Source organism: Phyllobacterium sp. RCAM01083 (assembly GCF_055685835.1).
In genome coordinates this window covers 797,307-823,130 of the sequence record NZ_JBVFZN010000005.1, presented here as the reverse complement: position 1 = coordinate 823,130, position 25,824 = coordinate 797,307, and the positions used below count along the sequence as shown (strand labels likewise).

The following is a 25,824-nucleotide window of genomic DNA, read 5'->3' as shown; positions in this document are numbered from 1 at the left end:
TTGCTTTGACGCAATGCTCACCGCGATATGAGCATCGGCAGTTCGGTGTTGGACAACAGCGATCGCGTCACGCCGCCAAACAGGATTTCGGTGGAGCGCGGGTGACTATAGGCGCCGATGACCAGCAGATTTGCCCCTACCCCACGCGCTTCCCGCACAATCGTGTGGGCAACCGGTTCATTTGACGAAACGACGAGAACGGTTGCCGGCACATCGTGCTTAGCCAGATGACTCAGGAGATCCGCGCCCGGCTCATGATTGTAATCGGCCGCAGCGCGACCGTTTTCGATGACCAGTATCGTGACCTGCTTTGCCGTCACGATAAATGGCATGGCATCGTAAACGGCCCGGCGCGCTTCCCGGCTGCCATTCCAGGCAATGACCACCTTGTCACCGATAGTCCCTCCATCCCACTCCCGCGGAACAACTAGAACGGGAATTCCCGTTGCAAGGAGCAATTGTTCGGCCGACCAGCTCATCGGAAGATCACCCAGCGGCGGTTGTGCGGCAACGATCAGGTCCGCATTCAGGCCGCGGACCATGTTCTGGTCATCAAGCCTGTCCTGCCATGCAACGCGAAACTCGGAACCGACGCCCTCGGCTTCGGTTATCCGGGCGAAGTGCCGGCCCGACCTGATCAGTTTGTTCTCGTCAGCGCTTCTTTGGCGAACGATCACCTGTCGGATTGCTTCCGACCCGCGCGCAAAATTTTCGGATGCCGAGCCGTAGGCGGCCCGCGTCAAACCGTAAACACCGACGAGATAAGCCCCATGCTTCTTGGCGAGGCGCGCCGCGTGCGCACCAACTTTCTCGCCGGGGAGAGAGGCATCCAGGAAAACGACGATATCACGCCACACGGAAAGCATCGGAATACTCCTTGAACCATGTCCTTCTCAAGATATGGTATCGGGATTTCCGTTTGTCACCCATCATGGGGCGTGCGGCGTGTTAAATTGTCGATATGGTTGAAATGCTTGACCACCTGTCCGTCAGGTGTCATTCGCCTTGCGGCTTACTTCCCGGCAAGCACACCATCCAGCGTTGAAGCGAGACGTCCATCGCCGTTCTGATCGCCGGCGATCCTGGCAAAAACCTCAGCCATGGCCTGAAAAAGCGCCGCGCCGGGTTCGTCAGGCCCAAGGAACTCGGCAATCTCTTCCATCTCGGCAACCCATCGATAGGCCTTGGGATACATATCGGGTATTGAGCGTTGAAAACGGGCGAGAAGCTCCGGCATGCTCTCCGCCATCTCGGCGTGCAGGCTTGCCGCGGAACCCGATCCGGCTGCGGCCAGCAGCATGGTCGTTCCAAGCCCGACCAGTCCCTTGTTGATGCCGGCATAGACCATCTTCAGGGCGGAGGCGGCACCGATCGAACCGTCGACGCGGTGCGTCCGCAGGCCGAGCGCCTTGAGACGGTTGACAATCCCATCGTCACCGCCGCTCACATAGAATTTCGGTCCTGCATTATCGGGTTTCGGCGGCGGGCCGATAATGGCGCCGTCGAGTATATCCCACCCCGTCCCGGACAGAACTGATGCGACTTCGCGCATCGAATGCGGATTGATCGCGTTGAAATCGATGAAGGTGCCTTTGGCACCCGCTGCCGACAAAACCGGTGCGAACCCGTGCGCGACGCCGACCGCCTCCGCCGGTGGAACAATGGAAAATATCAGCTCGGCCCCGGCGATATCGGCGATGGCTGCCGGTTCAATGCCCGCCGCCCGGACGCGGTCCAGTGTCCGCTGGCTTCGCCCTTCGGTGAAGGAAAGGACGCGGGCTCCGCCCTGTATCAGGCGTTGCCCGACGGCGCTGCCCATGGCCCCGGCTCCGATGATGGCGATGGTTGTCGGCATGGGTTCGTCCTTGCATGATCTGAACACTCCGGCCAAGCCTCGCCAAGCACCGTTCGATTGTCAACGGCGCAATCATGACGCCGAAAGCCGCCGGATGCGCTCCAGCAGCGTGCGGACGGCACGCCGTTGGCTCCCCCGTTCCGTGATGGCATGGAATTTCAATTGGCTGGCTACCGGAGCGCTGGAAATCGGCACAAGGCTGCCGTTTTGGATAAATATCTCGCCATAGGGCGCGCGCAGGAGGGCCACACCGCTTCCCGCAGCCGCCGCATGCAAACCCAGATCATAGTCCGGATAGCGGCGATCCTGCGGACGCGGGCGATACCGGTGCCCACGCTCGGCCAGCCAGATACGCCACGCATCGGGATAAGCGTCGTGAATAAGGGGATGGCGGAGAATATCGGCTGGCTCAGGTTCATGTCCCAAGACGAGGGCCAGTTCGGGCGATACGACGGGAAGGAGGACTTCATCGAAGAGCGGCATGGCCACACCATCGCTCCAGTCACCGCGGCCATAGCGTATCGCCACGTCGACCTCGCCGAGCGGCGCATACCGGCGGTCAAGCTCCAGTTCGATCCGCAGATCGGGTGGAGAGCCTTCCAGTTTGCCAAGGTTCGGCAAAATCCACAGCCGCGCGAAGGACGGCAGGACACTGATCCTGACGGTTTCGGGCTGGCGGTTCTCCCGCCATTCGGCCGCCCCGCTATCGATCAGGTCAAGCGCCTGTTCGAACAGCCGCACAAGCCGTTGCCCTTCGATCGTCAGGCGAACCCCGCGCCCATGCCGTTCGAACAATGCCGTCCCGGCCCATGCCTCGACAATGGCGACGCGCCGGCTGATAGCCCCATGCGTCAAATCGAGTTCATCGGCGGCGCCGGAGAACGAGCCGGTGCGATTGGACGATAGAACCGCCTGTATGGCATCGAAGGAAGGAAGATCTGAGCTGTGCTTCATTCTCACAGCTCACGCCACATCAGTACTCTATGTCAAGTCTGGAACCTGTTTTACAGTCTCCCCATGACCTCATCCCGCCCCACACTTTTACCGATCCTGGCTATCTCCACGACCATTCTCGTCTGGGCGACAGCTTTTCCCGCAATCAAGCTTGCGCTCACACAGCTGGAGCCCTTGCCACTCGCATCGATCCGCTATGCCATCGCCGCACTGCTGGCGGCGATATGGCTGGTCTGGAAGCGCCCTGCCCGCATGCCGCTGCCGCATCTCCTGCTCTGTGCCGGCTGTGGCATTGTGGGCGGCGCCGGTTACAGCGTTCTCCTGAATATCGGACAGCAAACCGTAGCGGCGGGCGCAGCAAGTTTCCTCATCAAGACTGAATCGCTCTGGATGGCGACATTCGCCGTCGTGCTCCTGAAGGAGCGGTTTCCGCCCATTGCCTGGGGCGGAACCCTGTTGTGCATTATCGGCATTGGCTTGATAGCCAGCGCACAGGCTGGCGGGCTGACCCTGAACTCAGGTGCCGCCTTTGTGCTCGGCGCTGCGTTGTGCTCGGCAACGGGCTTCACGGTGCAGCGCCAGCTGGTTTCGCGTTATGGTGCCCTGCATGTGGCGGCCATCATGTTTATATCAGCTGCGCTCGCGCTTTCGCCGTGGCTGTCGCAGGCCATCGCGCAAACCGGCAATGCATCGCTTGCCGTGCGGGGCTGGATCGGCTTCCTCGGCATTTTTCCCACGGCAATCGGTCTGGTTTGCTGGGCATATGCGCTCGGCACGTTCGGCGTCGCCCGGGCCGGAAACTTTCTCTACCTCATTGCCCCCATCGCCATGCTGATCGCCTGGCTCATTGCCGGCGAACCGCCGAAAATGAGCACGGTCCTTGGCGGCATGCTCATCCTGGCCGGGGTTGTGATCGTGAACATGCGCGGCAAGACGGTGCAGACACCGGTTGAGGTCCGCACCGAAACGCCGGCGACCGATACCGCAACATTGCCTACAGCGTCGATAGTTTCAGACCAATCAGTCCCGCAACGATGAAGCCGACGCTTGCAAGCCGGAAAAGCGTGACCGCTTCACCGAGGAAGAATATGCCGACGAGGAATGCGCCAACCGCTCCGATACCGGTCCAGATGGCATAGGCGGTGCCGAGCGGCAGGGATTTCATCGCCACGGCGAGCAAGCCGAAGCTGATGATCATCGTGACGATGGTGATGACACTCGGCACAAGCCGCGTGAAACCATCGGACTGTTTCATTGTGGAAGCCCAAATCACCTCAAACAGGCCAGCAAGGGCAAGATAGATCCATGCCATGATCGTTCCTTTCACAGGGGTGTTGGTTTCAGTGGCCGGGATGAAGCGCGTCGTTCAGATACATGCATGTCAGCATGGCGAAGACGTAGGCCTGGATGAAAGACATCAGCAGTTCAAGACCGGTCAGGGCGACGGCCATGGCCAGCGGCAGAACGGCGGCCAGAAGTCCGACGCCGCCCGCATCAACCAGATCAGCCACAAAGCCGGAAAACACTTTCAGGGTGATGTGTCCTGCCAGCATCACCGCAAACAGGCGCACCGAATGACTGAGCGGGCGTGACAGGTAGGAGATGATCTCGATGGGGATAATCACCGGTGCGAGCACAACCGGCACGCCAGCCGGCATGAACAGCCGCAGGAATTTCAAGCCATGCCGCCGGAAGCCGCAAATGGTGACCGTGAGGAAAACGAGGATTGCCAGGGCAAAGGTGACAATGATCTGGCTGGTCACCGTAAAGGCATAGGGAAACATGCCGATCAGGTTTGCCACGAGGATGAACACGAACAGCGAGAAGACAAACGGAAAGAACCGCATCCCCTGTTCGCCCGCATTCTGCCGGAGCAGGCCGGCGACGAACTCGTACAGCATCTCCGTCGTGGACTGCAGACGCCCCGGATTGAGCCTGCGTTTGCGTATGGACATCATCAGGAACGCACTGGAGACAGCGACGGTCAGGACCATATAGGCGGACGCGTTGGTGAAGCTGATCTCATGGCCCGCGATCTCGGCCAGGCGGACCAGCGGCTTGATTTCGAATTGTTCGATAGGGCCAGCCATTACAGACCTCGCCCGGTCTGACGATGGGAGCTGGCTGGAACGGCGACAGTCAAATAGGAAAAATTCAGTCCGGTGTGGGACACCATCATCTCCTTCAATCGAGATAACGGGGCCGTCCCCATGCGCAACCATGACACAGGTCGTCCTGTGCATGGCTGTCCTAGCCGCCAACCGGCAACAATTCAAGTCAACAAATCGTCAGATACGGATCGAAGGGCCGGCTAGTCGACGGAAATCACTTCGCCCGTGCGCCGGTCGACGCTGACGCGAACATCATTGCCGCGCCGGTCTGTCCCCTCCACGATGAAACGGGACCTCGTCCGGTCTATATTGTCCACGTTGCGCAAACCTTCGGCGCGGGCGATCCGCACTGCTTCACGCTCGCTGATATCCATGCCGCGCCGCATGGGCCGCTCGGCACCTGGTTCGACAAGACGCACACCGCCCGGCCCGATTTCGAGTGATTGCGCGAAAGACGGGGCCGCCGACAGGACTGTCGCCGCCGCAATGGCTGCAATAGCAAAATGTTTAAACATGATAGCCTCCCAAAGAACATTGTTGAAATGCATGGTCACCAAGGGAAACGCCAAGCGAGGGATGTTGTTCCGTTCAAATGCCCGAGGCTTGCTGATCTGCCGGCTTCTTGTCGTAGAACAGTTCTCCCGTTCCCATGGTCAAATCGGCTTTCACCGCGGCAAAGTCGCTGGCCGATGTCCAGTATCGCAGGGTGATGGCCATGGATTCATCCGTGAGATCCGAGGCGAAGACCTGCGGCGCCGGATCCCGCAAAATGCGCTTGTCATTGGCGGTCAGCGCCACCAGGCTCTTGCGTATCCGGTCGATATCCTCGCCATGATCGGCCCCGAGCGTGATGTCATTGCGGCGGACACCGTTGCGCGTGTAGTTTTTGACAGGCTGGGTCCAAAGGGTTGAATTGGGCGCGAGGACATAGACGCCGTCTGCAGCCCGCAAGCGGGTGGCAAACAGCCCGATTTCCTCCACCGTGCCGGAAATGCTGCCGACTTCGACATATTCCCCGATACGCAGCGGCCGCAAGGCGAGGAGCATGATGCCGGCCGCAATATTCTGCAGGGTCCCCTGCAGGGCAAGGCCGATGGCCAGGCCGACAGCGCCGATGGCGGCAATGACCGACGCGGTCTGAATGCCGAACTGGCCGAGTACCATGACCGCTACCAGTCCCAAAACCGCATAGCGGGCGATTTTTGAAAAGAAGCGGCGCAGTGTCAGGTCGAAGCCGCCGACCTTCCCCAATCCGGCATAAAGCCAGCGTTCCACCAGTCCGGCGACGATGTAGCCGATCACCAGCAGCAATATGGCGCCAAGGACCGAGAATGAATAGGTGACAACAAGCGCGCTTGCCTGGTGAATACCGGTCTGTATGGCGGTGACAGCGTTTTGGGGATCAAGTTCCATGGGCCAATTCTCCTGATCAGAAACTGTGGGTGGGAAACATCAGAGTGCCGGGATGGTTCCTTCGTGAACTATTGCGTCAATCTCAAGGACATTGCATCCGCGATGTCCTTTCGCCCGTCGTTCCGGACATACTTTTGACAACCCATCCGGGCGATATGCCATTTCAGGGCTTGCGCCGAAACCCGCTGTCTGATTCTTTGCCGGACATTGGGGTACGGAGAGGCTTTGATTCTCCGAGTGAGCTCCGTCATAACATTACGTACCTGCACGCCGATACAGACCATCGGCCGGGAATAAGGATTGCACGATGTCAATTAACCTCAAGAAGCCGGAAATTTCCGAGATGAAGCCGAATATCACCGTGTTCGGTGTCGGCGGCGGCGGCGGCAATGCGGTTAACAACATGATCCGTGAAAACCTGCAGGGCACGCAGTTCATTGTGGCCAATACGGATGCCCAGGCACTGGCCATGTCCAAGGCAAGCCGGCTGATCCAGCTTGGCGCCAATGTGACGCAGGGGCTTGGCGCAGGCTCCCATCCGGAAATCGGACGGGCTGCTGCGGAAGAAAGCATCGACGAAATCATGGATCACCTTGCCGGCACACACATGTGCTTCGTGACGGCAGGCATGGGCGGCGGCACCGGAACCGGCGCAGCGCCGGTCATTGCCCGCGCAGCCCGCTCGGCCGGCATCCTGACGGTTGGCGTCGTCACAAAACCATTCTCGTTCGAAGGCACGCGCCGCATGCGCATGGCTGAAGAAGGTCTGGAAGAACTGCGCGACAGCGCCGATACGCTGATCGTCATCCCCAACCAGAACCTTTTCCGCGTCGCCAATGCGTCCACGACCTTTGCCGATGCCTTTGCCACGGCCGACCGCGTTCTCTATTCCGGTGTTGCCTGCATCACGGATCTGATGGTCCGCGAAGGCCTGATCAATCTGGATTTTGCCGACGTGCGCTCGGTCATGCGCGACATGGGCCGCGCCATGATGGGAACGGGCGAAGGCACCGGCGAAGGCCGCGCACAGGCGGCCGCCGAAGCTGCAATCGCCAATCCGCTTCTCGACGTGGAATCGATGAAGGGTGCCAAGGGCGTCCTGGTATCGATTTCCGGCGGACGCGACATGACCCTGTTCGAGGTCGACGAAGCCGCAACCCGTATCCGCGAAGAAGTCGACGATCAGGCCAACATCATTCTCGGTGCGACGTTTGACGATGCGCTGGAAGGCGTATTCCGGGTATCGGTGGTTGCAACCGGCATCGATGTTGCCCGCGCTGCCGCACTGTCTGATGCAGGTACACCCGGCTCCGTCCTGTCGATGACAAGACGCCAGGCCTGAATTCCCTTGCATGAACTCCCATACGGCGCCGTTTCCGGCGCCGTATGGGTTTAGACATCAGTCTTTTTTCTTGCCTGATTCTATATCCAGCGCCGCCTGCTCGAGGATCTTGCGAACCCGGTCCGCCTCTTCCGCATCCCAGCCGTGACTGTGCAGGTGGAGCGCGGTGCGCAGCGTGTCCATCGCGTGGGCGATGGCCTCCGGTGCGCGCTGTCCGGCCATGGAACGGGCAACCATGCCCATCCGCGTGCGGACCGCATCCACCAGGTTCTTGTTCTCGGCGAGATAGGCAAGCCCCTCCTCCGTGATGGTATAAAGCTTTTTCGAGCCTTCGCTCGCCGCAGCCGTTACCTGTCCGATTTCCTCGAGGAAAGTCAGGGACGGATAGACGGAACCGGGGCTCGGCGCATAGGCGCCGCCGAACAGCTCTTCGATGTCCTTGATCAGCTCATAACCATGGCGCGGCCGCTCGGCGACCAGTGCCAGCAGAACCAGACGCAGGTCGCCCGATGCGAACACCCTGCCTCCGCCGCCCCTGCGGCCGAAACGTCCGCCGCCGCCGGGGCCATCGTGACCGCCGCCGTGGCGGCCAAAGCCGCGTCCCATGCCGTACATGACAAAACGCTCATCGCGTTCGTGCCGTTCGTGATGACAATTTCCAAACATTGCAAATTCTCCTTTCATGCACAAACGATATATCTTTTGAGCCTATCTGTAAATACAAACTTCAATATGCATCGGGCGTTTGCTCCGTTGGAAGAGCTACGTGCATGATTGTGCTGAGGAAAAAATTGCAGTGCGAACCGGCAAAATGGCCCGGAAACCGCAAAAACAGGCTAGGCCGTGAACGGAGGACCGGCGCCGCATGATGGCGCGTGTGTGACGAGCCTTGCGCATATCGCGGCCGGGCGATAGCAGTATATGCGGAAATCTCGCTCCTGCGAATGAAGCGCTTAAGCCAACGTAAGGACGCTCAAGTATGCTCACTGTCTATGGCGAAGGTCGTGGGTTCCGTGTCGTTTGGCTGCTTGAGGAATTGGGAGTGGCGTATCGGCTGCGCCCGGTCGATCTGCTCACGGTCGGGAATGATCCCGATTTTCTTGCCATCAACCCCGCCGGCTTTATCCCGGCGCTACAGGACGGCGAGACGGTCATGGTCGAATCGATCGCGATCCTCGAATACCTGCTCGCCCGCCATGGCCCGAGCCCGCTCGCCGTTGCCCCGGATGATCCGGCCTTTGCCGCCTATCTGCAATTCCTCCATTTGGGAGAGGCTGGGCTCGCTGAACCAATGAACGCCGTCTTCGTAGGTCGTGCGCTCGCGCCCGAAGCGGAGCGAAATGCCAGGGTCACAAACTGGGCCCTGGAGACCTTTCACAGCCGGCTGGGATTGGTCATCCGGCGTCTCGCAGATCGCCCGTTTCTCGCCGGAGACCAGTTCACCGCTGCTGACATTTCAGTGAGCTACGCTCTCCTGCTTGGTCTGCGCACCGGCAACTATACCCCGGGTTCAGTCGAGCGTGCCTATCTCGCCCGCACGACAGCACGCCCGGCATACGCCCGAGCGATGGATATCTGCCAAGCAACCAAAGCTTGGGCGGAGCGATCACCGACGTTGTAGTGCCACTTGCCCCCTGAGCCGATGAAGAGGCGTGCCGCGGCGTATCGGTGACCGCGTCACACACATGCGTCTGCGGCCCAATCAGCGGCGACGACGATCAATTTCCCGCGCTTGCTCCCGCGTTATCCCGATATCGTCGAGCAGATGATCGCTGAGCTTGCTGACCCGCGGATCGCCCGCCCGCTCTCCGCGATAACGCAGATGGATGTTCCAGATAGCCGTCGTGGCGGTTTTGACGAATGCCGCAAACCCTCTGCCGCTACGCTCTTCTAGTAGACCAGTCGTCTCTATGTGGGACATGATAAATCTCCTATGGATGGTTTGTGAGCAAGCAATCGAGCGTCATGGTCGTGAACCGCTTGAGCGGTGCGATGCTGCCTTCGGTCTTCATGCGGACCAGCGCCCCTTCATAGGCATCGATCAGAAAGGCTGCCGTCTCGTCGGGATCGAGATGCGCGGGCAATTCGCCCTGCGCGCGCGCCTGCCGCAGAACCGTCTGGAAATCGCGCTGCCACGCGGCAAAAGCCCGGTGCAGTTCCTGCCTGAGAACGTCGCTGTGGGCGGCAATCGATTGGGCGAGATTGCCGAGCAGGCAGCCGCCAATCGGATTCTCCCGGGCGAATTCCTGCTCGTAATATTCGAAATAGGCACGCAGGCGTTTGAGCGGCGTCTGGCTTTCATCGCCCAGGATCCGCGTCCGGACAATCTGGTTGCCCTCGGTATAAAAGCCGAGGACCGCGGAGGCAAATTCCTCCTTGCTGGCGAAGAAATGATAGAACGAGCCCTTCGGCACCCCAGCCGATTTGAGCACGGGGCCGATGCCCGCCCCTTCATAGCCATGCGAAAGCAGGGCTTTCAGCCCTTCCTCAATCAGCACGGTACGTGTGTCAGTCTTTGCCATTCCGGCAGAATAGACCAGTCGTCTAGTAAAGTCAAACACCCGGATGATGCGCATAAAAGCAAAAAGGCCTGCCGGACGGCAGGCCTTGTGCACCCCTCGTGGAAAACGGGGCGAAAATTACCGATGCCGGCCCGCAGCCGCCGCCCGAAGGAACCGCCGGTCGACAGGCTCGCTGTGCGTCACCGTGTCGGGCGAAGCATCTGCCAATCTGCGCAGGTTGCGCTCGCTTTCAAATTGCATCACCGACAATGCAATGCCGACGGAGGGTTTGCAGCGCCCATGCAGGGATGCCACCAGAATTTCGCGGCAGGAGAAAAAAGTGCCCAGATCACAGTTGGCGAGATAGGCGTCCACGGCGGCCCGCGCATTCAGAAACGCCGATTTCCAGACTTCCATGATCTCGCTGTGCAGGGCGACCGCTAGCCGCCATCGCTCGAGACGCTCAGCCGCATTGGCGGCACTGTGGTACGAATCCAGACGCAGGCGCAACGCATCGCAGAGCGCGGCCAGCGGTCCGATCTCCTGTTGAATGACCGCTTCCGCACCCTGGATCAGTTTTGCGGTTTCCGGATGGGCATCTATAGGTTGGGATTTATCCCAATTGCTCGGCATAGTGGTCGATTCCCTCGAAAATGGAGGCACTTGAGGAGGCGTTTTCCTATGCGATGCGAAGTCCTGTCACGCGTGCAGGACCAGAATTTCACCGCATGTACCGGTTCGATTTACTGGCATTCCGACTGTGGTTGTGCGATCAGCCTCTGCAGGATTGAAAACAGTTCGTACTTGTCCAAACTGTCATCGTCCTCCAGCAGAAGAGAACAGATATGCTGTGCCTTCGCCGCAAATTCTTCCAGCGTTTTTGCCGGATACCGCAACATGGCAACGCGCGCGCGATGTTCCGCGTCGGTTGCCGCCGCCAGGCGCCGGTCTGACGATGCGTTGTCCTGTTCGGAGTCCGCACGATCGGTGCATGTCCGGACAATCCATTGCAATTCACGTCTGGAATGCCTGTGCCATTCAAGCACAGTTGCAATCGAAGCAACGCGTTCGGTCGGATCAACCCGGACACCATCGATGGTAATGATAGCCAAAGTCACGCCGCATACCCTCTCAATGCAACTCAATGCACCGTTTCGCGTTTCGGTCGGAACACTATGCGGTTATGTCCAGAAAAATAGGGACAACCCTGTCCCTATTTTGCGCTTTGCATAAATCGCACTACTCTGTAGACGCAACTGCTGTAATTTGAACAGAGTGGCGCGCAACTGTTGGTACGCGTGAGAGCGATGTCGGAACAAACGTCCAAGCATACACATGTGCTGGTCATTGAAGATCAACACCTCATGAGGCTGGCCCTGATCCATGAATTGCAGGCAGCATTGCCGGCATCCATTGTTCACGGCGCGGCCAATGTCACCATTGCACTGGACCTGCTGGAGTCGCATCAGTTCGACCTTGTGGTCATTGACCCCGGCATGCCCGGCTATGACCCCAAATCGCAGGACGACCGCTTGGACGTTGTACAAGTCATCCTCGATCTTTCACCGGACGCAATCCATTTTGTCGTCACGGGTTCCGATACGGATGAAGAATGGGAGCATTGTCAGAAACTTGGCGTGGTTGGCTACCTCGCCAAGAACAATATAAGGCCCGGAGCCCTCGTAGACGTTCTGCAGGAGGTTGCAGAACGGGGCTACAGCGTGAGGTTGTCCAACGAAACAACGGCTCCACCGGAATTTTACCATTCTGGCCTCACGCCGCGTGAACAGGAAATACTCGGCTGGATGCGACAAAGACCGTCGGGGATCAGCCGCAAGGAAATATACGAACAGCTTGGGGAACGCTTTGATATAGACGCGGCATCCGCAGAAAAATACTACAAGCGAGCACGCGCAAAGCTTTTAAAAACCGGGCTCCTACCAAAGGGGTTATAATGGGGTTGGCTCTGGACATTAAAAAAACTGAAGAATCGATGGCAAAGGCAGTGTCGGAAGAACCCTTCCCTGCCGCCATCTCCAACGAAGACAAAGGCGCATCGCGCGCCTGGAAATATCTTGCATTCTTTTTCGCGGCACTGTGGATCGGTTCGCCGCTCTGGTACGGCACGGCATCCGCCAATGACGACCCTGCGGTCATTCAAATGCAGGATACGTCAGGCAAGCCTCTGGGGACCTTTACCCAGGAGCAGCTGAGGCAGCAGTTTCCCATGCATGATCTGGTCACGGAAACGCCTTGGACCAACGGGGCAAAGGTGCATTTTCGCGGCCCTTCCCTGCAGGAAATGATTGCGAAATACAAAATCGGCGACAAAGCCAATCTCGAAGTTGCTGCATTCGACAATTTCATTGTAAAAGTCACGATGGAAGAAGTTGTTGAATTTGCGCCCATCATCGCAATCGAGAGAGCTTGTACCGATGCCGACAAGCAAAGCGGGGCCTGTACCAAGGATCAGGATTTCAGACCGTTGTCGCTCGATGATGGCGGCCCGTTTTATATTGTCTGGCCACTCTCCAAGCTTCCGAAAGCTTACGTCCCCGCACGCAACACCATATGGGTTTGGTTTGTTACCTCGATCCGTCCGGTTGACTGAACATGAAGCTGGATAAGTACCTCAATCCGCTCTTCTACATCATTCTGATCAGCGCAGCTTTGGTGTGTTGCTGGTCATTCATCCGGGCGGACACGTATCGTATCCAGTCAAACGAAATCATGAGCCAGAGCTTCGAGGTCCAGGTCCGGGCTTCGCAGGCGCGCGAAAAGATTGCCAGCATCAAGGGTTACCTGACGCTGGCAACCCGGACAGGTGAAGTCGAGCCGCGCCTGCTGTCGGAGGTCACGCTCATGAACTTCAACCTCAAATCGCTGCAGCAGCTGGACTATGCCGACCGGTTCCTCGATGCACCCGATATTGCGGCTCTGCAAAAGACGATCTCGACGGTGGATACCGTACTGGTTCCGCAGATCAAGGCGGGAAACCAGTTCGACAAGGCGCTGAAAACCATACAGACAATCGAAACGGACATTTTTCGCACTGCCGGTTCGACGCTGGCTCACAGCATCACCCTTCAGGGAACCGCGACAATTGCCGCGGACGTCGCCAGAAACAAGCTCCTGGGCGCCGCCGGCGCACTTATCCTGGTGGGATTGCTCATGCATCAGCGCAGCCTTCTGGCGCGGCGCAAGGATCAGCATATCCGCTCTTTCTCCACCCTGTTTGCCCACATGACCCGGACGCGGATTGCCGCCCTGCGCCTTTTTCTCGGCTATGTCGGCAACAACGCCATTCCGTCCTCTGAAATGACCGCGGCGGCCCGCAACACCATTGCCGAGCTTGAAAGCATCAATGAGGGATTGATGATGATCGGGCATTCCAAGACGCAGTTCCGCAAGGTGCCATTGGGCGAATTGCTTGCGGACATCGTGTCGAAGAGCGCGGTCAACCTGCAGCTGGACATCGATCAGGCCGCGCGCAATTCGCTTATTCCGGCGTCGCAGTTCCACCTGATCATCGACGAACTTGTCCGCAATGCGATCAACGCCGTCGCCACCCGCGCCACCCCCGTCATTGCCATCAAGGCCAGTATCCACCGGCGCTTTCTGCAGCGCCCGCGGCTGATACTGGTCGTTGCCGACAACGGCATCGGCATGAGCCCGTCGACGCTTGCCAAGGCCAAGGAGCCGTTCTTTTCAACCAAGGCAGGCGTTCATCTTGGTCTCGGACTGACCAACTGCATGGAACTGGTGAAAACCATGGCCGGCAAGTTCAAAATCACCTCGACGCCCGATGTCGGAACCACCGTGCGCATCAGTTACGCCCTGGACAGTTAGGGTGCTGGCCATTTCCGAACAGAATAATTCGAATTAAACACAAGCGGGCATGGCTTTCTTCATTTGTTTCGGGCTTGAATACCGGTGCTTTCAACCGGCCCGGCAAATCAGATGAACATCTACACTCTATGGATGACCAAATTCGGCGCGCTCTCGCCCTTGAGACAGGTCGCGATCATGGTTGGCATGGCCACCATATCATCAGATATTCTGGCTGCCCTGGCCTTTTTCGTGATTGGCCTGCAGACGCCCTATCGCGTTGTCGGCGTCACCACCGTCATCGTTGTGCTGGTCAGCCTCCCGCTTGGCGCATTCCTTATCGGCCTGAACTTCAAGCTGAAGCAGCTGGCCGCGCAGCTTGATCTGGAATCCCGCCGTGACGATCTGACCGGGCTTCTCAACCGGGCGGAATTCTATCTGCAGACGCAGCGCTTGTTTCTCGCGTCAAGGCCCATGGACAGTGCCGGGGCCCTCCTCTACATCGACGCCGATCATTTCAAGGCAATCAACGACCGGTTTGGCCATGCCACCGGCGACGAGGTCATCCATGAGATCGGCCAGGTGATCAAGGCGAACATCGGCGGACGGGATTTGGCGGCGCGGATCGGCGGCGAGGAATTTACCGTATTTCTGACCGATGCGGATCTTGGCCGGGCCAACTGGATCTCGCATAAAATCCTCATAGCCGCCCGCACCATCGGCCGGGAACTGGAACTCGACAGAACGTCAACCACCGTCAGCATCGGCATTGCCCTGCATGAACCCGGACAATCGCTCGAGGAAACCTTGGCGGTGGCGGACAAATATCTCTATTCAGCCAAGCATCAGGGCCGCAACCGCGTGGTTTACGGCTAGGGCATTTTCGTCCGGTTCAGGTGTTCCCGTTGCACATTTTTTGGTGCGTGGTTCGTGGTTCGACAAGCTCACCATGAGGGAGGGTGAGGATTGCAGGGAGTTATACTCTGCAACCTTTGCGATTGGCATTGCAGCCCACCCAACTCCCTCATGGTGAGCTTGTCGAACCACGCACCAGAGGTTTTGCAGCCATCAACACAAACTGGCACCCTAACCCCTTTCACCTGCAGAACTTTCCCACTATGGTCCGCGATGAGACCGGTCGAAACGGATCGGTCTTGGGGCTCGTAACCCCTCCGCAAGCGGTCGGTGTCGACCGCAAAGGCACCTCCTCAGCCCTATGGCCGGGGGGGCCCCGGCGTATGTCCAGAGCTTCGGCTTAAAGGCCGTGGCGGTCGTCTTGCGGCGGCTTACGAACCTCCCGGTCACCAGAGGCCAAACCTCGGGTGACCACTTTCCTCGCGAGACAAGGGAGTGAACATGGACAATTACAATTTCTGGCAGGATTTGTTCGATACGTACCAGTCGCTATCCGACTGGCTCAAAATTCTGTGGCTGATCGTTCCGCCCGCCTTCGTGCTGGCGCTCGTCGCCTTGACGCTGCGCTTCCGGATTGAGAGCAGGAAGGTGGAAAGACGTTTTGACGGCGAGCTTGTCTATTCCATCCACCGCGATGCGGATAACCGCGTTCACATTCTCCGGCATGGTCCGGGCGCGGGGGAAAGTCCCGCACTGCTCCTGCCCGATCCGGCAGGCACGGAAAAAGCGAAAGACTTCACCCGATAGCGCTCAAAAGGAAAAAGCGGGATATTCATCCCGCTTTTTGTTTTGGTTTGCCGTAATCAGCCCTTCAGGCGGGAATTGCAGAGGCTGTAATAGCCGCCGCCCTTCTGGATCCACTTGAGGCCGCCAAGCGTGTTGTTCTGCTTGTTGGCGTAATACTGTTCAAGGCACGTCTGCATACGGGCCTTGCCGGCGCTTTCGGTGGAATATTTGCTGGAAACGGCGCTCGGGAAAACAACGCCCTTTGGAGCAGCGGTCGTGGCTGCCGGCGGTTCATCCTTGTAGGTCGCCGTCTGCGGTGTTGGTGCCGTCTCATCGGCAGCAGCAGGAGCAGCGGCAGCTGTTGCACCGGCGGCGCACTGTGCCTTGCGGAAATCATTCCACTTCATGCCGCCAAGTGTACCGGCGGTTTTCGCAGCCTGATACTTGGCACTGCAGTCCTTCATGCTCAGGCCCGTGGCTGTCGCAGCCGGTGCGGCTGCAGCGGCTGGCGCGGCGGCCTTGGGTGCTGCGGCTGTCGCCTTGGCAGCGGGCTTGGTCGTGGCAGCAGGAGCCGCCGGCGCTGCTGCAGCGGCCGGTGAAGCATCGGCGCACTGGGTCTTACGGAAGTCGTTCCACTTCACGTTGCCGAGCGTACCGGCTGTTTTGGCCGCCTGATATTTGACACTGCATTCCTTTGCGGTCAGTGCGTAGGCTGGCACAACCGTAAATGATGCCGCGCCAATAATTCCGGCGAGTATGAGATTCCGAGTGATAGTCATTTTTGAACTCCCTCAATTTCAACAGTGCAGATTCAGAAACTGTCACCAACTACAGGTTTCCCCAGAACCCATAGTCTTCCCATGTGATGAAATGATTATGGCTTAAATTGGAGAAGTAACCAACCAGAATCGTTCGGGGAAAATATTCACCAAACATGACAAATTATTACAAGATTTCAAATGATTACGAACGAGTTTTGTTAAAATACTACTTTATCAAACATGTCCGGCAAATAACAAGAAAATGGCCGGAGAAAAAGCAATCGGACCAGATCGAAAGAATCGCCTGCGAATAACCGTCCGCAGGTGCGCAGATCAATCTGCAGTTGCTGAATGGATCCTTGCCGCCAAGACACATTTATGCGGCATTTACGCAGCACGGTCTTTCGTTGTTATATGGGATAAACGCCTAATCTCCGGAAAAACTGTTTCATCAAGGACGCCGCATTGCCCACCACCTCGCCCCGCCCGCTGCCGGTTTTCACCTTCCGCAACTATAGCGTGGCAGAATTGTGGGCCGATGGCGTCGTCCACATAGCGGGTGTCACGCTGGCAATCGTCGGATCGATTCTACTGCTTGCCTTTGTTCCGGAGGAAGCAACCGCCGGCGCCTATGCGGCGACCGCCATCTATCTGGCGACGCTTGTTCTCTCCATGGCTCTGTCGGCGATGTACAACATATGGCCGATTTCCCCGACCAAGGGGTTTCTGCGGCGCTTTGACCATTCGGCCATCTATCTGCTGATCGCCGGTACCTATACCCCTCTCATGGCCAAGAGCGGCACATGGTGGCTCCTGTCCATCGTCTGGTCGATTGCCATAGCCGGCGTCCTGTTGAAGCTGTTGATGCCCAACAGGTTCGACAGGCTTTCCATTGTTCTCTATCTCGCCCTGGGATGGAGCGGCGTTGCCGCCTATCAGGAACTGACGATTGCCCTGTCCGCCACGGTCTTGTGGCTGATCCTCGCCGGCGGCCTCGTCTACTCCTTCGGCGTCATCTTTCATGTGCTGGAACGGCTGCCCTTTCACAATGCGATATGGCACGGCTTCGTTCTGACGGCGGCAAGCATTCACTTTGCCGCCATATGCACGGCGGTCGCCTGAATCCGCCCGGCACACTCCTGCCATTCCGGCGATAAATGCTGACATATCAGGCTTGAGACATCGCCTGAAATAGGACAAGCTCACGGGCGAACGAAAAGCTGCAAATTTTTCGTTGCATGATCTTTTCGCGAAAATAAATGCCCGGACCGATCACTGTAATCGTGATTAAAAGGTCGCCTCAACTCGGGATATGCAAAGGGAACGAAAAGAATGTCTACCAGCAAAACCTTTCTCGGCGTGGCGCTTGCTCTGGCGCTTTCTCTCGGATCTGCCAGTGCGCAGGTCGTTGTTTCTTCCAAGATCGATACCGAAGGCGGTGTCCTCGGCAACATTATCCTGGCCGTTCTCAACGCAAATAAGATTCCAACCACCGATCGCATCCAACTGGGCGCCACCCCGATCGTGCGCAAGGCGATCACGGCCAAGGAAATCGACATCTATCCCGAATATACCGGCAATGCCGCGTTCTTCTTCGAGAAGGCCGATGATCCAGCCTGGAAAGACGCGGCCAAGGCCTATCAGACCGCCAAGAAACTCGACTACGATGCCAACAAGATCGTCTGGCTGACACCCTCGCCCGCCAACAATACCTGGGCCATTGCCCTGCGCAAGGAAGTGGCGGACGCGGAAAAGTTGGCAACCCTTTCCGACTTCGGCAAATATGTCACCAAGGGCGGAACGGTGGTGCTTGCCGCCTCCTCCGAATTCGTCAATTCGGCTGCAGCCCTGCCGGCGTTCCAGACAACCTATGGCTTCAAACTGAAACCCGAACAATTGATCACTCTCTCCGGAGGCGATACCGCCGCGACCATTGCCGCTGCGGCCAACAAGACCAACGGTGCCAATGCGGCAATGGTTTACGGCACCGATGGCGGCATTGCGCCGTCCGGGCTGGTGGTTCTTCAGGATGACAAGGGTGTTCAACCGGTCTACCAGCCGGCGCCGATCATTCGCGAAGCGGTTCTGAAGGAACATCCGCAGATCGAAGCCCTGCTGAAGCCGGTGTTCGAAAAGCTCGATCTTGTCACGCTGCAGGAACTCAACGGCCGCGTACAGGTCGGCGGTGAACCGGCAAAGGCCGTTGCGGAAGACTTTCTGAAGAAAAACGGCTTCCTCAAGTAAATCCGCTCTTTGCCGGAAGAGGGTGCGCCAATCGGAATCTCACCCTGTTCCGGTGAAAAGGAGGCCATGCGGTGCGTCTGGACAAACTCGGTGTCGCGATTGCCCTGATCGCCGGATATGCCGTGGCGGCGGCACCCTTCGCCACGTTCCGTGCCAACCGGATCGTCGCCGGTGAACCGCAAACGCTGTTGGCGGCCTTGCCCTCCTGGGCGGGCCCCACGCTTCTGGCGGTCATTGCAGCAGCCGTTCTCGTTGGATTGTTCCGCACGCCCTCGACACTGCGGCTGGCAGCCAGCTTTGCCGCCTTGGCCGCCCTCCTCCTGTTGATCGGCACGGCGGCCGACCACCTGACACCGCCCGGCAACACCTATGCGCGCGTGTCTCCCGCATCGGGCTTCTGGCTGCTGCTCTTTGCCTTCGCCCTGCTTGCGGCGGATGCCCTGACGCGTCTGCGCCCGACACCGCCGTTCCGCATCCTCGTCCTGGTCCTGGCCGGAGCCTTCCTCGGTTTTGTCCTGTTCACCGGCAGCTGGGACAAGTTGTCGATTCTCAAGGAATACAGCGCCCGCGCCGACAGTTTCTGGGCGGAGGCCAGCAAGCACGTGACGCTGGCACTCGGCTCGCTCGCCGCTGCCGTGATCGTCGGCATACCGCTTGGCGTCCTGTGTCACCGGGTGCAGAAGCTGCGCGCTGTCGTTTTGAACGTTCTCAATATCGTCCAGACGATCCCGTCCATCGCTCTGTTCGGCATTTTGATCGCCCCGCTCGGCTGGATCGCTGCACACGTGCCGGGTGCAGCGGAAATCGGCATCAAGGGCATCGGCATGGCGCCCGCCTTCGTCGCGCTGTTTCTCTATTCCCTGCTGCCGGTGGTGGCCAACACCGTGGTCGGTCTGGCCGGCGTGCCGCCACAGGCCAATGATGCCGCGCGTGGTGTCGGCATGACGGAATGGCAGCGCCTGTTCCGGGTGGAATTTCCCCTGGCCTTTCCCGTCATCCTGACCGGAGTGCGCATCGTCCTTGTGCAGAACATCGGCCTTGCCACCATCGCCGCGCTGATTGGCGGCGGCGGTTTCGGCGTCTTCGTGTTTCAGGGCATCGGCCAGACCGCCATGGACCTGGTTCTGCTCGGGGCCGTTCCCACCGTGCTTCTCGCCTTTGCCGCAGCCATCATTCTCGACGCGGCGGTCGAACTCAGTTCCCCCTTTCACTCGAGGACATCCGCATGATTGAAATCGAGAACATCACCAAGCGCTATGGTGCTGCAACGGTCGTCAACGACGTCTCGCTGGTCGTCCAGCCGCGAACGATCACCGTTATCGTCGGCACGTCGGGCTCGGGCAAGACAACGCTGATGCGCATGATCAACAGGCTGGTCGAACCGACAGCGGGGGTGATCAAGCTCGATGGCGAGGACAACCGCACCCTCCCCGGATACGAACTGCGCCGCCGCATCGGTTACGCCATTCAGGGGCATGGCCTTTTCCCGCACCGCACCGTGGCGCAGAACATCGCCGTCGTTCCCGAGCTTCTCGGCTGGGACAAGGCCAGGATCGATGCCCGCGTGCGTGAACTGCTTGCCCTGTTCCAGCTCGACCCGGAAACATTCGGCCCGCGCTATCCGCATGAACTCTCCGGCGGCCAGCAGCAGCGCATCGGCGTTGCCCGGGCGCTGGCAGCCGAACCCAATGTCCTGCTGATGGACGAGCCCTTCGGCGCGCTCGATCCCGTCATACGATCGAAGGCGCAGGAGGACCTGCTCGCCATCCAGAAGCGCTTCGGCACCACGATCATTCTCGTCACGCATGACATGGAGGAAGCGATCCATCTCGGCCACAGGATCGCGGTGATGGATGGCGGCAATCTGCTGCAATATGCGACGCCAGCCGAAATTCTCGCCAATCCCGCAACGGATTTCGTCGCGACGCTGGTCGGCACCGGCGACCGGCCGTTCCGCTTTCTGTCTCTAAGCCCTGCGGGTGATGCGGTGGAACCCGGCACAGCCGAGGGCGAAGCCATTCCGGCCTCCGCCACCCAGCGCGATGCCCTGGCCGAGCTTCTCTGGTCGGGCCGCCCCGCTTTGCCTGTCGTCAACGAGGCCGGAAAAGCCATCGGCCGGGTCACCGTCGATGGCCTGGTCAAGCGGGCATCAAGGCCCGCCGCATGAAACTGCGCCTGCCCACCATTCTGCGCATCGGCATTCTGGTGCTGCTGATCGTGTTTCTCCTGCGGCCCGATTGGTTTGAACCCATCTTTCGCCCGCTGACGCAGAACAACGCTCCGGTGATCTACAATCAGGGCAGCCTGCTGACCCTGACGCTGCTCCACCTGCGCACCGTTGCCATTGCAACGACGGGCGCGACCATTGTGGCCGTCGCGTTGGCCATTCTGGTCACGCGCCCTTTCGGCGCGGAGTTTCTGCCGCTGTCCCGCAGTCTGGTGAACATCGGCCAGACATTTCCGCCTGTGGCCGTGCTCGCGCTTGCCGTCCCCGCCGTCGGCTTTGGTGAAAAGCCCACGCTGATCGCGCTGTTTCTCTATGGATTACTGCCGATCTTCGAAAATTCGCTGACCGGCCTGACCACCCTGCCGCCGACCGTCACCGATGCGGCGCGCGGCGTCGGCATGACCGGCTGGCAGCGGCTTGTCAAAGTAGAGCTGCCGCTGGCGATGCCGATCATTCTTGCCGGCATACGCCTCTCCGTGACGATCAATCTGGCGACGGCCACCATCGGCTCAACGGTTGCCGCCAAAACGCTGGGCGAAGTGATCATTGCCGGGCTGCAATCCAACAACCTTTCCTTTGTCCTGCAGGGCGGCCTGATCGTCGGTGTTCTCGCCGTCATGATCTATGACGGATTGTCGGCGATGGAACGTTTCATTTCGCGGCGCATGGGCCTTCTCCAGCAAAGCTGACCACCCCATATGCAAACGAGCCACAGACTGTTCCCCTCACAGGCAGGATTGTAAAAGGACATGCGATGAGCACGACACGCAAGCTGCATCTTGGCGCCTTCATGCGGCCCGTCAGCATCCATACCGGCGCATGGCGGTATCCCGGTGCCTATGCCGATGCCAACTTCAATTTCACCCACCTCAAACGTTTCGCCCAGACCTTGGAGCGCGGCAAGTTCGACGCCTTCTTCATGGCCGACCATCTGGCCGTCTTGAACATGCCGGTGGAAGCGCTGAAGCGCAGCCACACCGTGACATCCTTCGAACCGTTCACCCTGCTGTCCGCGTTGGCGGGCGCCACCGAGCATATCGGGCTGATCGCCACCGCTTCGACGACCTTTGACGAGCCCTATCACATCGCCCGCCGCTTCGCCTCGCTCGACCATATCAGCGGCGGACGTGCTGGCTGGAACATCGTCACCACCTCCAATCCCGATGCCGCGCTCAATTTCGGGCTGGAGGATCACATGGAGCATGATGAGCGCTACCGCCGCGCCCGGGAATTCTTCGATGTGGTTACGGGGCTGTGGGACAGTTTTGCCGATGATGCCTTTATCCGCGATGCGGAGAGCGGCATCTATTTCGACCCGGAGCGCATGCATGTGCTCGACCACAAGGGCGAATTCCTGTCGGTGCGCGGCCCGCTCAACATCGCCCGTCCTGTGCAGGGCTGGCCGGTCATCGTGCAGGCGGGCTCATCGGAGCCGGGGCGCCAGCTTGCGGCCGAAACCGCCGAACTGGTCTTTGCCGCGCCAGCCCGTCTTGCCGATGGTCAAAGCCTCTATGCCGATATCAGGGCCCGCATGGATAAAATCGGACGCCCGCGCGATCAGTTGAAAATTCTCCCCGCTGCCTTTGTCGTGGTGGGCGATACGGTTGAGGAAGCCAAGGCAAAGCGCGCGCATCTCGACAGCCTCGTGCACTATGCCAATGCCGTCGGCTCCCTGTCGATTGCGCTTGGCCATGATGCCTCAGGTTTCGATCCCGATGGGCCGTTGCCCGAGATCATCGACACCAATGCCAGCAAGAGCAGCCTCGAACGCGCGGTCAATCTGGCGCGGCGGGAGAACCTGACGGTGCGCCAGCTGGCGCAGCGGCTGGGCGGCTATGCCGGTCTCGCCTTTGTCGGCACGCCGGAAACCATCGCCGACGAGATGCAGCAATGGCTTGAGGAGGAAGGCTCCGACGGTTTCAACGTCATGTTTCCCTATCTGCCGGAAGGTCTTGATGATTTCGTCGAAAAGGTCGTGCCGGAACTGCAGCGGCGCGGCATTTTCCGCACTGAGTATGAAGGCAGGACGCTGCGCGACAATCTTGGCCTGCAGCGCCCCGCCAACCGCTTTTTCTAAATGCGGTGATCGAGCCGCTTGACCAGCCTGTCGCCCACCCACTGGATGCCGCAGACAAGGACAATCAGCACGATCACCACGGCAATCATGATCGAGGTTTCAAAGCGCTGGTAACCGTAGCGGATGGCCAGATCACCTAGACCACCGGCACCGATGGCACCGGCCATGGCCGATGCGCCGATCAGGGTGACCAGCGTTACCGTGAACCCGGCAACGATGCCCGGCAGCGCTTCGGGCACCAGCACTTCGCGGATGATCGTCCAGCGGTTGCCGCCCATGGCGCGTGCCGCCTCGATCAGCCCGCGATCGACTTCCCGCAGCGACACCTCGGCAATGCGGGCATAATAGGGCGTCGCGCCGATGGACAGCGGCACGATGGCCGCCCACGTGCCGATGGACGTTCCGACGATGAGCCGCGTCACCGGGATCAGCGCCACCAGCAGGATGATGAAGGGCACGGACCGGAAGGCGTTGACGACAGCACCGAGCACGCTGTTGACCCAGGGATTGGGTGCAATGCCGCCACGGTCCGTTGCCACGAGAGCGAGGCCCAGCGGCAAACCGGCGGCCAGCGAGATCAGACCGGAGGCGCCGGTCGTGACAAGCGTTTCCCAGATGGATTGAACGAGAAGATCAAGCATGACCGGTGACATAGCCGAGCACCTCCACACGGGCCGAACGGGCCTCGAGAAATTGAATGAATGTCTGGACGGCACCGGCGGGCGCTGCCGGAACCGCAAGATAAAGCCGGGCGACCGCCTGGTCCTGCACATGATCGACACCGCCGTGCAGCAGGCGGAACGGCCGTGGCAGCTCGGCCAGCAAGGTGCCCTGCGCCGCCGCACCGGCGAGATCGACGCCCAGCACGGCTTCGCCGCCGGGTTCCGGCGATAGGGCATCGGCGATATGCGCCGGAAGCTGCGGGCGAATACCCGCCAGCAGGCTTTTGGTGATATCCGTCTGCGGATCGGCGAACACCGACCAGACGGGTCCCTCCTCAACGATCTTTCCGGCGTCGATGACCGCCACGCGGTCCCCGATGGAGCGGACCACTTCCATCTCATGCGTAATCAGCAGAATGGTGAGGCCAAGCTTGCGGTTGATATCCTTCAGCAGCGCAAGAATCGAACGGGTTGTCTCGGGATCAAGCGCGGATGTCGCTTCGTCCGAAAGCAGCAACGCCGGGCGTGCCGCCAGCGCCCGCGCAATGCCGACGCGCTGCTTTTGCCCGCCGGACAGGGAGGATGGATAGGCCTTTGCCTTGTCGGAAAGGCCGACAAGATCGAGCAGCGCGCGCGCCCGGTTGAGACGTTCCGCCCTCGGCCGGCCCTCGATCTTCAGCGGCAGCGCCACATTTTCTTCCACCGTCTTGGCCGACAGCAGGTTGAAGTGCTGGAAGATCATGCCGATACGGCGGCGGAAGGGCTGCAGCTCCCGCTCGCTGAGCCCGGTGATCTGCCTGCCTTCGACGAAAATGGCGCCGGATTCCGGCCGTTCCAGCCCGTTGAGGCAGCGGATCAGCGTCGACTTCCCCGCGCCGCTGCGGCCGATGATGCCGAGGATTTCACCTTTGCGGACGGTCAGCGACACACCGTCCAAAGCCGGTGTGTCCCCAAAATGCCGTCTGACATTCTCAAGCCGCACGACAGCGTCGGCAAGCGGCGTGTCGGCCATGATTGCACCCGTCTGGCCGGGAACGGAGACATGCGAGTTCATCTGTTTTCCTCTTGGAGGGATGCCGCAACGACACCCGCCTCAACCGGGAAAGCGGCCCGCGGCATATATCGATGCTGCGAACCGCTTTGTCGTGATTGCTTGTAAGATCAACCGGTTATCAGTAAGCGCTGATACCTGTTCCCTTGTACACCTTGTCGAATTCAGCCTTGACCTTGTCGTTCTGATAGGAGGACACGAGGGTTTTCACCCAAGGCTCCTTCTCCTGCCCGGCCTTCACGGCAATGAAGTTGCGGTAAGGATTGTCGGCAATCTTTTCCTGGGCGATACGGTTTGCCGGTGTCAGACCGCTCTTCAGCGCCCAATCCGTATTGACCACGGCTGCGTCGAGATCTTCGACCGAACGGCCGACGATACCGGCGTCGAGTTCCTTGATTTTCACCTTCTTCGGATTCTCGGCAATGTCGGCGATGGTAGCGAGAATGCCCGTGCCGGGCTTGAGCTTGATGACGCCCTGGTCTTCCAGCACCCGCAGGGCGCGGCCTTCATTCGATGGATCATTCGGCACACCGATCACGGCGCCTTGCGGCAGTTCGGCGATTTTGCTGAACTTCTTGGAATAAAGGCCGATGGGCCAGACGCCGGTATAGCCGACCGGAACAATGTGGTAGCCCTGCGTCTTGATCTGATTGTCGAGATAGGGCTTGTGCTGGAATGCATTGGCATCGAGATCGCCACGTTCCAGCGCTTCGTTCGGCTGGGTATAGTCATTGAAAACGACTGTCTGGATTTTCAGGCCGTTCTTGGCGGCTTCCGCCGTCACGACTTTCCAGACATCTTCGTCCTCACCGCTGATGATGCCGACCTTGATGGCCTTGTCAGCCGCCTGGGATGGCTGTGGCGCGATGAAGCTGGCAATGGCGATGGCCGAAGCCACCAGCGCAAACAGGCCGGCGCGCCGCGTGATTTTCCCGTTGTTTCCGAGATTTTCTATGGTTTTTGTCATGTGCTGGCCCCCGTAGGCAGTGTGAATAGCGAAAAGAGAAACGTCTTGTTTCGTCCCGGATATTCGCGAATGCACACGGATTGAGCGAGGGATGGCTATCTTTTGTGCAGAGCAGCAGGCGAAAAACCTTTCAACAATTGCCGCAACCGGAGCTAGAATTTTCCACAATGTGGAATACATCCGGGTTTTG

General features: G+C 59.4%; 30 protein-coding genes. 14 read left to right on the top strand and 16 right to left on the bottom strand.

Features of this window, described 5'->3' with window-relative positions; translation table 11 throughout:
• Positions 1-17: 17 nt before the first annotated feature.
• The 3 genes from ACZ25R_RS10640 to ACZ25R_RS10630 form a co-directional block, all read right to left on the bottom strand.
• Complete coding sequence (locus ACZ25R_RS10640; RefSeq protein ID WP_464660849.1) at positions 18-866, bottom strand: universal stress protein; 849 nt, start codon at positions 864-866, stop codon at positions 18-20.
• A 146-nt stretch (positions 867-1,012) separates the two neighbouring features.
• Entirely contained in the window at positions 1,013-1,855 is an 843-nt protein-coding gene (locus tag ACZ25R_RS10635) for an NAD(P)-dependent oxidoreductase (protein ID WP_472460958.1), read from the bottom strand.
• A 72-nt stretch (positions 1,856-1,927) separates the two neighbouring features.
• Positions 1,928-2,809, bottom strand: a complete 882-nt coding sequence (locus ACZ25R_RS10630; RefSeq protein ID WP_472460957.1) for a LysR substrate-binding domain-containing protein — start codon at positions 2,807-2,809, stop codon at positions 1,928-1,930.
• A gap of 63 nt (positions 2,810-2,872) precedes the next feature.
• Here ACZ25R_RS10630 and ACZ25R_RS10625 point away from each other — a divergent pair, with 63 nt between their 5' ends.
• A complete protein-coding gene (locus tag ACZ25R_RS10625) occupies positions 2,873-3,847 on the top strand; it encodes a DMT family transporter (RefSeq protein WP_472460956.1) in 975 nt (324 codons plus the stop codon).
• Here the strand turns inward: ACZ25R_RS10625 and sugE are convergent.
• The 4 genes from sugE to ACZ25R_RS10605 form a co-directional block, all read right to left on the bottom strand.
• Complete coding sequence (gene sugE / locus ACZ25R_RS10620) at positions 3,804-4,121, bottom strand: quaternary ammonium compound efflux SMR transporter SugE (protein ID WP_223613041.1); 318 nt, start codon at positions 4,119-4,121, stop codon at positions 3,804-3,806. The genes ACZ25R_RS10625 and sugE overlap by 44 nt on opposite strands.
• A 28-nt stretch (positions 4,122-4,149) precedes the next feature.
• The gene (locus tag ACZ25R_RS10615) at positions 4,150-4,899 is read right to left on the bottom strand and encodes a F0F1 ATP synthase subunit A (protein ID WP_472460955.1); all 750 of its coding nucleotides are present in this window, start codon (positions 4,897-4,899) and stop codon (positions 4,150-4,152) included.
• A gap of 221 nt (positions 4,900-5,120) precedes the next feature.
• The gene (locus ACZ25R_RS10610; RefSeq protein ID WP_288193173.1) at positions 5,121-5,435 is read right to left on the bottom strand and encodes a PepSY domain-containing protein; all 315 of its coding nucleotides are present in this window, start codon (positions 5,433-5,435) and stop codon (positions 5,121-5,123) included.
• Positions 5,436-5,508: 73 nt separating this feature from the next.
• Positions 5,509-6,333: a mechanosensitive ion channel family protein gene (locus ACZ25R_RS10605; RefSeq protein ID WP_472460954.1), complete on the bottom strand. Its 825-nt coding sequence runs from the start codon at positions 6,331-6,333 to the stop codon at positions 5,509-5,511.
• A 307-nt stretch (positions 6,334-6,640) separates the two neighbouring features.
• On the opposite strand from ACZ25R_RS10605, the gene ftsZ reads away from it, so the two are divergent.
• A complete protein-coding gene (ftsZ, locus tag ACZ25R_RS10600; protein ID WP_223613037.1) occupies positions 6,641-7,675 on the top strand; it encodes a cell division protein FtsZ in 1,035 nt (344 codons plus the stop codon).
• 57 nt (positions 7,676-7,732) lie between these two features.
• Here the strand turns inward: ftsZ and ACZ25R_RS10595 are convergent, their stop codons facing one another.
• The gene (locus ACZ25R_RS10595; protein WP_464660861.1) at positions 7,733-8,341 is read right to left on the bottom strand and encodes a PadR family transcriptional regulator; all 609 of its coding nucleotides are present in this window, start codon (positions 8,339-8,341) and stop codon (positions 7,733-7,735) included.
• A 313-nt stretch (positions 8,342-8,654) separates the two neighbouring features.
• On the opposite strand from ACZ25R_RS10595, the gene ACZ25R_RS10590 reads away from it, so the two are divergent.
• On the top strand, positions 8,655-9,296 hold the full coding sequence (locus ACZ25R_RS10590) for a glutathione S-transferase family protein (protein WP_472460953.1): 642 nt from the start codon (positions 8,655-8,657) through the stop codon (positions 9,294-9,296).
• Between the two features lie 81 nt (positions 9,297-9,377).
• Here ACZ25R_RS10590 and ACZ25R_RS10585 read toward each other — a convergent pair whose 3' ends face one another.
• From ACZ25R_RS10585 to ACZ25R_RS10570, 4 genes are all read right to left on the bottom strand, one after another.
• Positions 9,378-9,596, bottom strand: coding sequence for a YjiS-like domain-containing protein (locus ACZ25R_RS10585; RefSeq protein ID WP_472460952.1), 219 nt, complete (start codon positions 9,594-9,596; stop codon positions 9,378-9,380).
• Between the two features lie 10 nt (positions 9,597-9,606).
• Positions 9,607-10,197 (bottom strand): TetR/AcrR family transcriptional regulator, encoded by a 591-nt coding sequence (locus ACZ25R_RS10580; RefSeq protein WP_472460951.1) that lies wholly within the window; start codon positions 10,195-10,197, stop codon positions 9,607-9,609.
• 117 nt (positions 10,198-10,314) lie between these two features.
• Entirely contained in the window at positions 10,315-10,809 is a 495-nt protein-coding gene (locus ACZ25R_RS10575) for a hypothetical protein (RefSeq protein ID WP_472460950.1), read from the bottom strand.
• A gap of 110 nt (positions 10,810-10,919) precedes the next feature.
• A complete protein-coding gene (locus tag ACZ25R_RS10570; RefSeq protein WP_223613031.1) occupies positions 10,920-11,294 on the bottom strand; it encodes a hypothetical protein in 375 nt (124 codons plus the stop codon).
• A gap of 189 nt (positions 11,295-11,483) precedes the next feature.
• On the opposite strand from ACZ25R_RS10570, the gene ACZ25R_RS10565 reads away from it, so the two are divergent.
• The 5 genes from ACZ25R_RS10565 to ACZ25R_RS10545 all read left to right on the top strand — a co-directional run bounded on the left by ACZ25R_RS10565 (position 11,484) and on the right by ACZ25R_RS10545 (position 15,666).
• A complete protein-coding gene (locus tag ACZ25R_RS10565; protein ID WP_288193163.1) occupies positions 11,484-12,131 on the top strand; it encodes a response regulator transcription factor in 648 nt (215 codons plus the stop codon).
• Positions 12,131-12,787, top strand: a complete 657-nt coding sequence (locus ACZ25R_RS10560) for a hypothetical protein (protein ID WP_472460949.1) — start codon at positions 12,131-12,133, stop codon at positions 12,785-12,787. Before ACZ25R_RS10565 ends, ACZ25R_RS10560 begins: the two co-directional genes overlap by 1 nt.
• Positions 12,788-12,789: 2 nt before the next feature.
• Positions 12,790-14,025, top strand: a complete 1,236-nt coding sequence (locus ACZ25R_RS10555; protein ID WP_472460948.1) for a sensor histidine kinase — start codon at positions 12,790-12,792, stop codon at positions 14,023-14,025.
• A gap of 111 nt (positions 14,026-14,136) precedes the next feature.
• Entirely contained in the window at positions 14,137-14,880 is a 744-nt protein-coding gene (locus tag ACZ25R_RS10550; protein ID WP_472460947.1) for a GGDEF domain-containing protein, read from the top strand.
• 480 nt (positions 14,881-15,360) lie between these two features.
• The gene (locus tag ACZ25R_RS10545) at positions 15,361-15,666 is read left to right on the top strand and encodes a hypothetical protein (RefSeq protein WP_472460946.1); all 306 of its coding nucleotides are present in this window, start codon (positions 15,361-15,363) and stop codon (positions 15,664-15,666) included.
• A gap of 56 nt (positions 15,667-15,722) precedes the next feature.
• Here ACZ25R_RS10545 and ACZ25R_RS10540 read toward each other — a convergent pair whose 3' ends face one another.
• On the bottom strand, positions 15,723-16,424 hold the full coding sequence (locus tag ACZ25R_RS10540) for an antifreeze protein (protein WP_464660876.1): 702 nt from the start codon (positions 16,422-16,424) through the stop codon (positions 15,723-15,725).
• Between the two features lie 447 nt (positions 16,425-16,871).
• Between ACZ25R_RS10540 and trhA the strand changes: the two genes are divergently transcribed.
• The 6 genes from trhA to ACZ25R_RS10510 all read left to right on the top strand — a co-directional run bounded on the left by trhA (position 16,872) and on the right by ACZ25R_RS10510 (position 22,954).
• A complete protein-coding gene (gene trhA, locus ACZ25R_RS10535) occupies positions 16,872-17,528 on the top strand; it encodes a PAQR family membrane homeostasis protein TrhA (RefSeq protein ID WP_472460945.1) in 657 nt (218 codons plus the stop codon).
• A 210-nt stretch (positions 17,529-17,738) separates the two neighbouring features.
• Positions 17,739-18,650, top strand: a complete 912-nt coding sequence (gene osmF / locus ACZ25R_RS10530) for a glycine betaine ABC transporter substrate-binding protein OsmF (RefSeq protein WP_288193157.1) — start codon at positions 17,739-17,741, stop codon at positions 18,648-18,650.
• Between the two features lie 71 nt (positions 18,651-18,721).
• Positions 18,722-19,879, top strand: a complete 1,158-nt coding sequence (locus ACZ25R_RS10525) for an ABC transporter permease (RefSeq protein WP_472460944.1) — start codon at positions 18,722-18,724, stop codon at positions 19,877-19,879.
• Positions 19,876-20,817 carry an ABC transporter ATP-binding protein gene (locus ACZ25R_RS10520; protein WP_472460943.1) on the top strand — a complete coding sequence of 314 codons (942 nt, stop codon included), beginning with the start codon at positions 19,876-19,878 and terminating at the stop codon, positions 20,815-20,817. Before ACZ25R_RS10525 ends, ACZ25R_RS10520 begins: the two co-directional genes overlap by 4 nt.
• Positions 20,814-21,566, top strand: coding sequence for an ABC transporter permease (locus ACZ25R_RS10515; protein ID WP_472460942.1), 753 nt, complete (start codon positions 20,814-20,816; stop codon positions 21,564-21,566). The genes ACZ25R_RS10520 and ACZ25R_RS10515 overlap by 4 nt, the downstream gene beginning before the upstream one ends.
• 65 nt (positions 21,567-21,631) lie before the next feature.
• The gene (locus tag ACZ25R_RS10510; protein WP_472460941.1) at positions 21,632-22,954 is read left to right on the top strand and encodes an LLM class flavin-dependent oxidoreductase; all 1,323 of its coding nucleotides are present in this window, start codon (positions 21,632-21,634) and stop codon (positions 22,952-22,954) included.
• On the opposite strand, the gene ACZ25R_RS10505 is transcribed toward ACZ25R_RS10510, so the two are convergent.
• From ACZ25R_RS10505 to ACZ25R_RS10495, 3 genes are all read right to left on the bottom strand, one after another.
• Positions 22,951-23,607: a methionine ABC transporter permease gene (locus ACZ25R_RS10505; RefSeq protein ID WP_472460940.1), complete on the bottom strand. Its 657-nt coding sequence runs from the start codon at positions 23,605-23,607 to the stop codon at positions 22,951-22,953. The two genes, ACZ25R_RS10510 and ACZ25R_RS10505, sit on opposite strands and share 4 nt — an antisense overlap.
• Positions 23,588-24,670, bottom strand: coding sequence for a methionine ABC transporter ATP-binding protein (locus ACZ25R_RS10500; protein WP_472460939.1), 1,083 nt, complete (start codon positions 24,668-24,670; stop codon positions 23,588-23,590). The genes ACZ25R_RS10505 and ACZ25R_RS10500 overlap by 20 nt, the downstream gene beginning before the upstream one ends.
• 118 nt (positions 24,671-24,788) lie before the next feature.
• Positions 24,789-25,634, bottom strand: coding sequence for a MetQ/NlpA family lipoprotein (locus ACZ25R_RS10495; protein WP_472460938.1), 846 nt, complete (start codon positions 25,632-25,634; stop codon positions 24,789-24,791).
• Between the last annotated feature and the right edge of the window lie 190 nt (positions 25,635-25,824).

What these genes read in the sequence shown, in the direction of transcription:
- ACZ25R_RS10595 (WP_464660861.1), bottom strand. Translation starts at nt 8,341, where the DNA reads ATGTTTGGAAATTGTCATCACGAACGGCACGAACGCGATGAGCGTTTT.
- ACZ25R_RS10575 (WP_472460950.1), bottom strand. Translation starts at nt 10,809, where the DNA reads ATGCCGAGCAATTGGGATAAATCCCAACCTATAGATGCCCATCCGGAA.
- ACZ25R_RS10520 (WP_472460943.1), top strand. Translation starts at nt 19,876, where the DNA reads ATGATTGAAATCGAGAACATCACCAAGCGCTATGGTGCTGCAACGGTC.
- ACZ25R_RS10555 (WP_472460948.1), top strand. Translation starts at nt 12,790, where the DNA reads ATGAAGCTGGATAAGTACCTCAATCCGCTCTTCTACATCATTCTGATC.
- ACZ25R_RS10515 (WP_472460942.1), top strand. Translation starts at nt 20,814, where the DNA reads ATGAAACTGCGCCTGCCCACCATTCTGCGCATCGGCATTCTGGTGCTG.
- ACZ25R_RS10495 (WP_472460938.1), bottom strand. Translation starts at nt 25,634, where the DNA reads ATGACAAAAACCATAGAAAATCTCGGAAACAACGGGAAAATCACGCGG.
- ACZ25R_RS10635 (WP_472460958.1), bottom strand. Translation starts at nt 1,855, where the DNA reads ATGCCGACAACCATCGCCATCATCGGAGCCGGGGCCATGGGCAGCGCC.
- ACZ25R_RS10545 (WP_472460946.1), top strand. Translation starts at nt 15,361, where the DNA reads ATGGACAATTACAATTTCTGGCAGGATTTGTTCGATACGTACCAGTCG.
- ACZ25R_RS10580 (WP_472460951.1), bottom strand. Translation starts at nt 10,197, where the DNA reads ATGGCAAAGACTGACACACGTACCGTGCTGATTGAGGAAGGGCTGAAA.
- ACZ25R_RS10550 (WP_472460947.1), top strand. Translation starts at nt 14,137, where the DNA reads ATGAACATCTACACTCTATGGATGACCAAATTCGGCGCGCTCTCGCCC.
- ACZ25R_RS10585 (WP_472460952.1), bottom strand. Translation starts at nt 9,596, where the DNA reads ATGTCCCACATAGAGACGACTGGTCTACTAGAAGAGCGTAGCGGCAGA.
- ACZ25R_RS10560 (WP_472460949.1), top strand. Translation starts at nt 12,131, where the DNA reads ATGGGGTTGGCTCTGGACATTAAAAAAACTGAAGAATCGATGGCAAAG.
- osmF (WP_288193157.1), top strand. Translation starts at nt 17,739, where the DNA reads ATGTCTACCAGCAAAACCTTTCTCGGCGTGGCGCTTGCTCTGGCGCTT.
- ACZ25R_RS10565 (WP_288193163.1), top strand. Translation starts at nt 11,484, where the DNA reads ATGTCGGAACAAACGTCCAAGCATACACATGTGCTGGTCATTGAAGAT.
- ACZ25R_RS10610 (WP_288193173.1), bottom strand. Translation starts at nt 5,435, where the DNA reads ATGTTTAAACATTTTGCTATTGCAGCCATTGCGGCGGCGACAGTCCTG.
- ACZ25R_RS10630 (WP_472460957.1), bottom strand. Translation starts at nt 2,809, where the DNA reads ATGAAGCACAGCTCAGATCTTCCTTCCTTCGATGCCATACAGGCGGTT.
- ACZ25R_RS10505 (WP_472460940.1), bottom strand. Translation starts at nt 23,607, where the DNA reads ATGTCACCGGTCATGCTTGATCTTCTCGTTCAATCCATCTGGGAAACG.
- ACZ25R_RS10590 (WP_472460953.1), top strand. Translation starts at nt 8,655, where the DNA reads ATGCTCACTGTCTATGGCGAAGGTCGTGGGTTCCGTGTCGTTTGGCTG.
- ACZ25R_RS10540 (WP_464660876.1), bottom strand. Translation starts at nt 16,424, where the DNA reads ATGACTATCACTCGGAATCTCATACTCGCCGGAATTATTGGCGCGGCA.
- ACZ25R_RS10640 (WP_464660849.1), bottom strand. Translation starts at nt 866, where the DNA reads ATGCTTTCCGTGTGGCGTGATATCGTCGTTTTCCTGGATGCCTCTCTC.
- ACZ25R_RS10605 (WP_472460954.1), bottom strand. Translation starts at nt 6,333, where the DNA reads ATGGAACTTGATCCCCAAAACGCTGTCACCGCCATACAGACCGGTATT.
- ACZ25R_RS10500 (WP_472460939.1), bottom strand. Translation starts at nt 24,670, where the DNA reads ATGAACTCGCATGTCTCCGTTCCCGGCCAGACGGGTGCAATCATGGCC.
- sugE (WP_223613041.1), bottom strand. Translation starts at nt 4,121, where the DNA reads ATGGCATGGATCTATCTTGCCCTTGCTGGCCTGTTTGAGGTGATTTGG.
- ACZ25R_RS10625 (WP_472460956.1), top strand. Translation starts at nt 2,873, where the DNA reads ATGACCTCATCCCGCCCCACACTTTTACCGATCCTGGCTATCTCCACG.
- ftsZ (WP_223613037.1), top strand. Translation starts at nt 6,641, where the DNA reads ATGTCAATTAACCTCAAGAAGCCGGAAATTTCCGAGATGAAGCCGAAT.
- ACZ25R_RS10615 (WP_472460955.1), bottom strand. Translation starts at nt 4,899, where the DNA reads ATGGCTGGCCCTATCGAACAATTCGAAATCAAGCCGCTGGTCCGCCTG.
- ACZ25R_RS10510 (WP_472460941.1), top strand. Translation starts at nt 21,632, where the DNA reads ATGAGCACGACACGCAAGCTGCATCTTGGCGCCTTCATGCGGCCCGTC.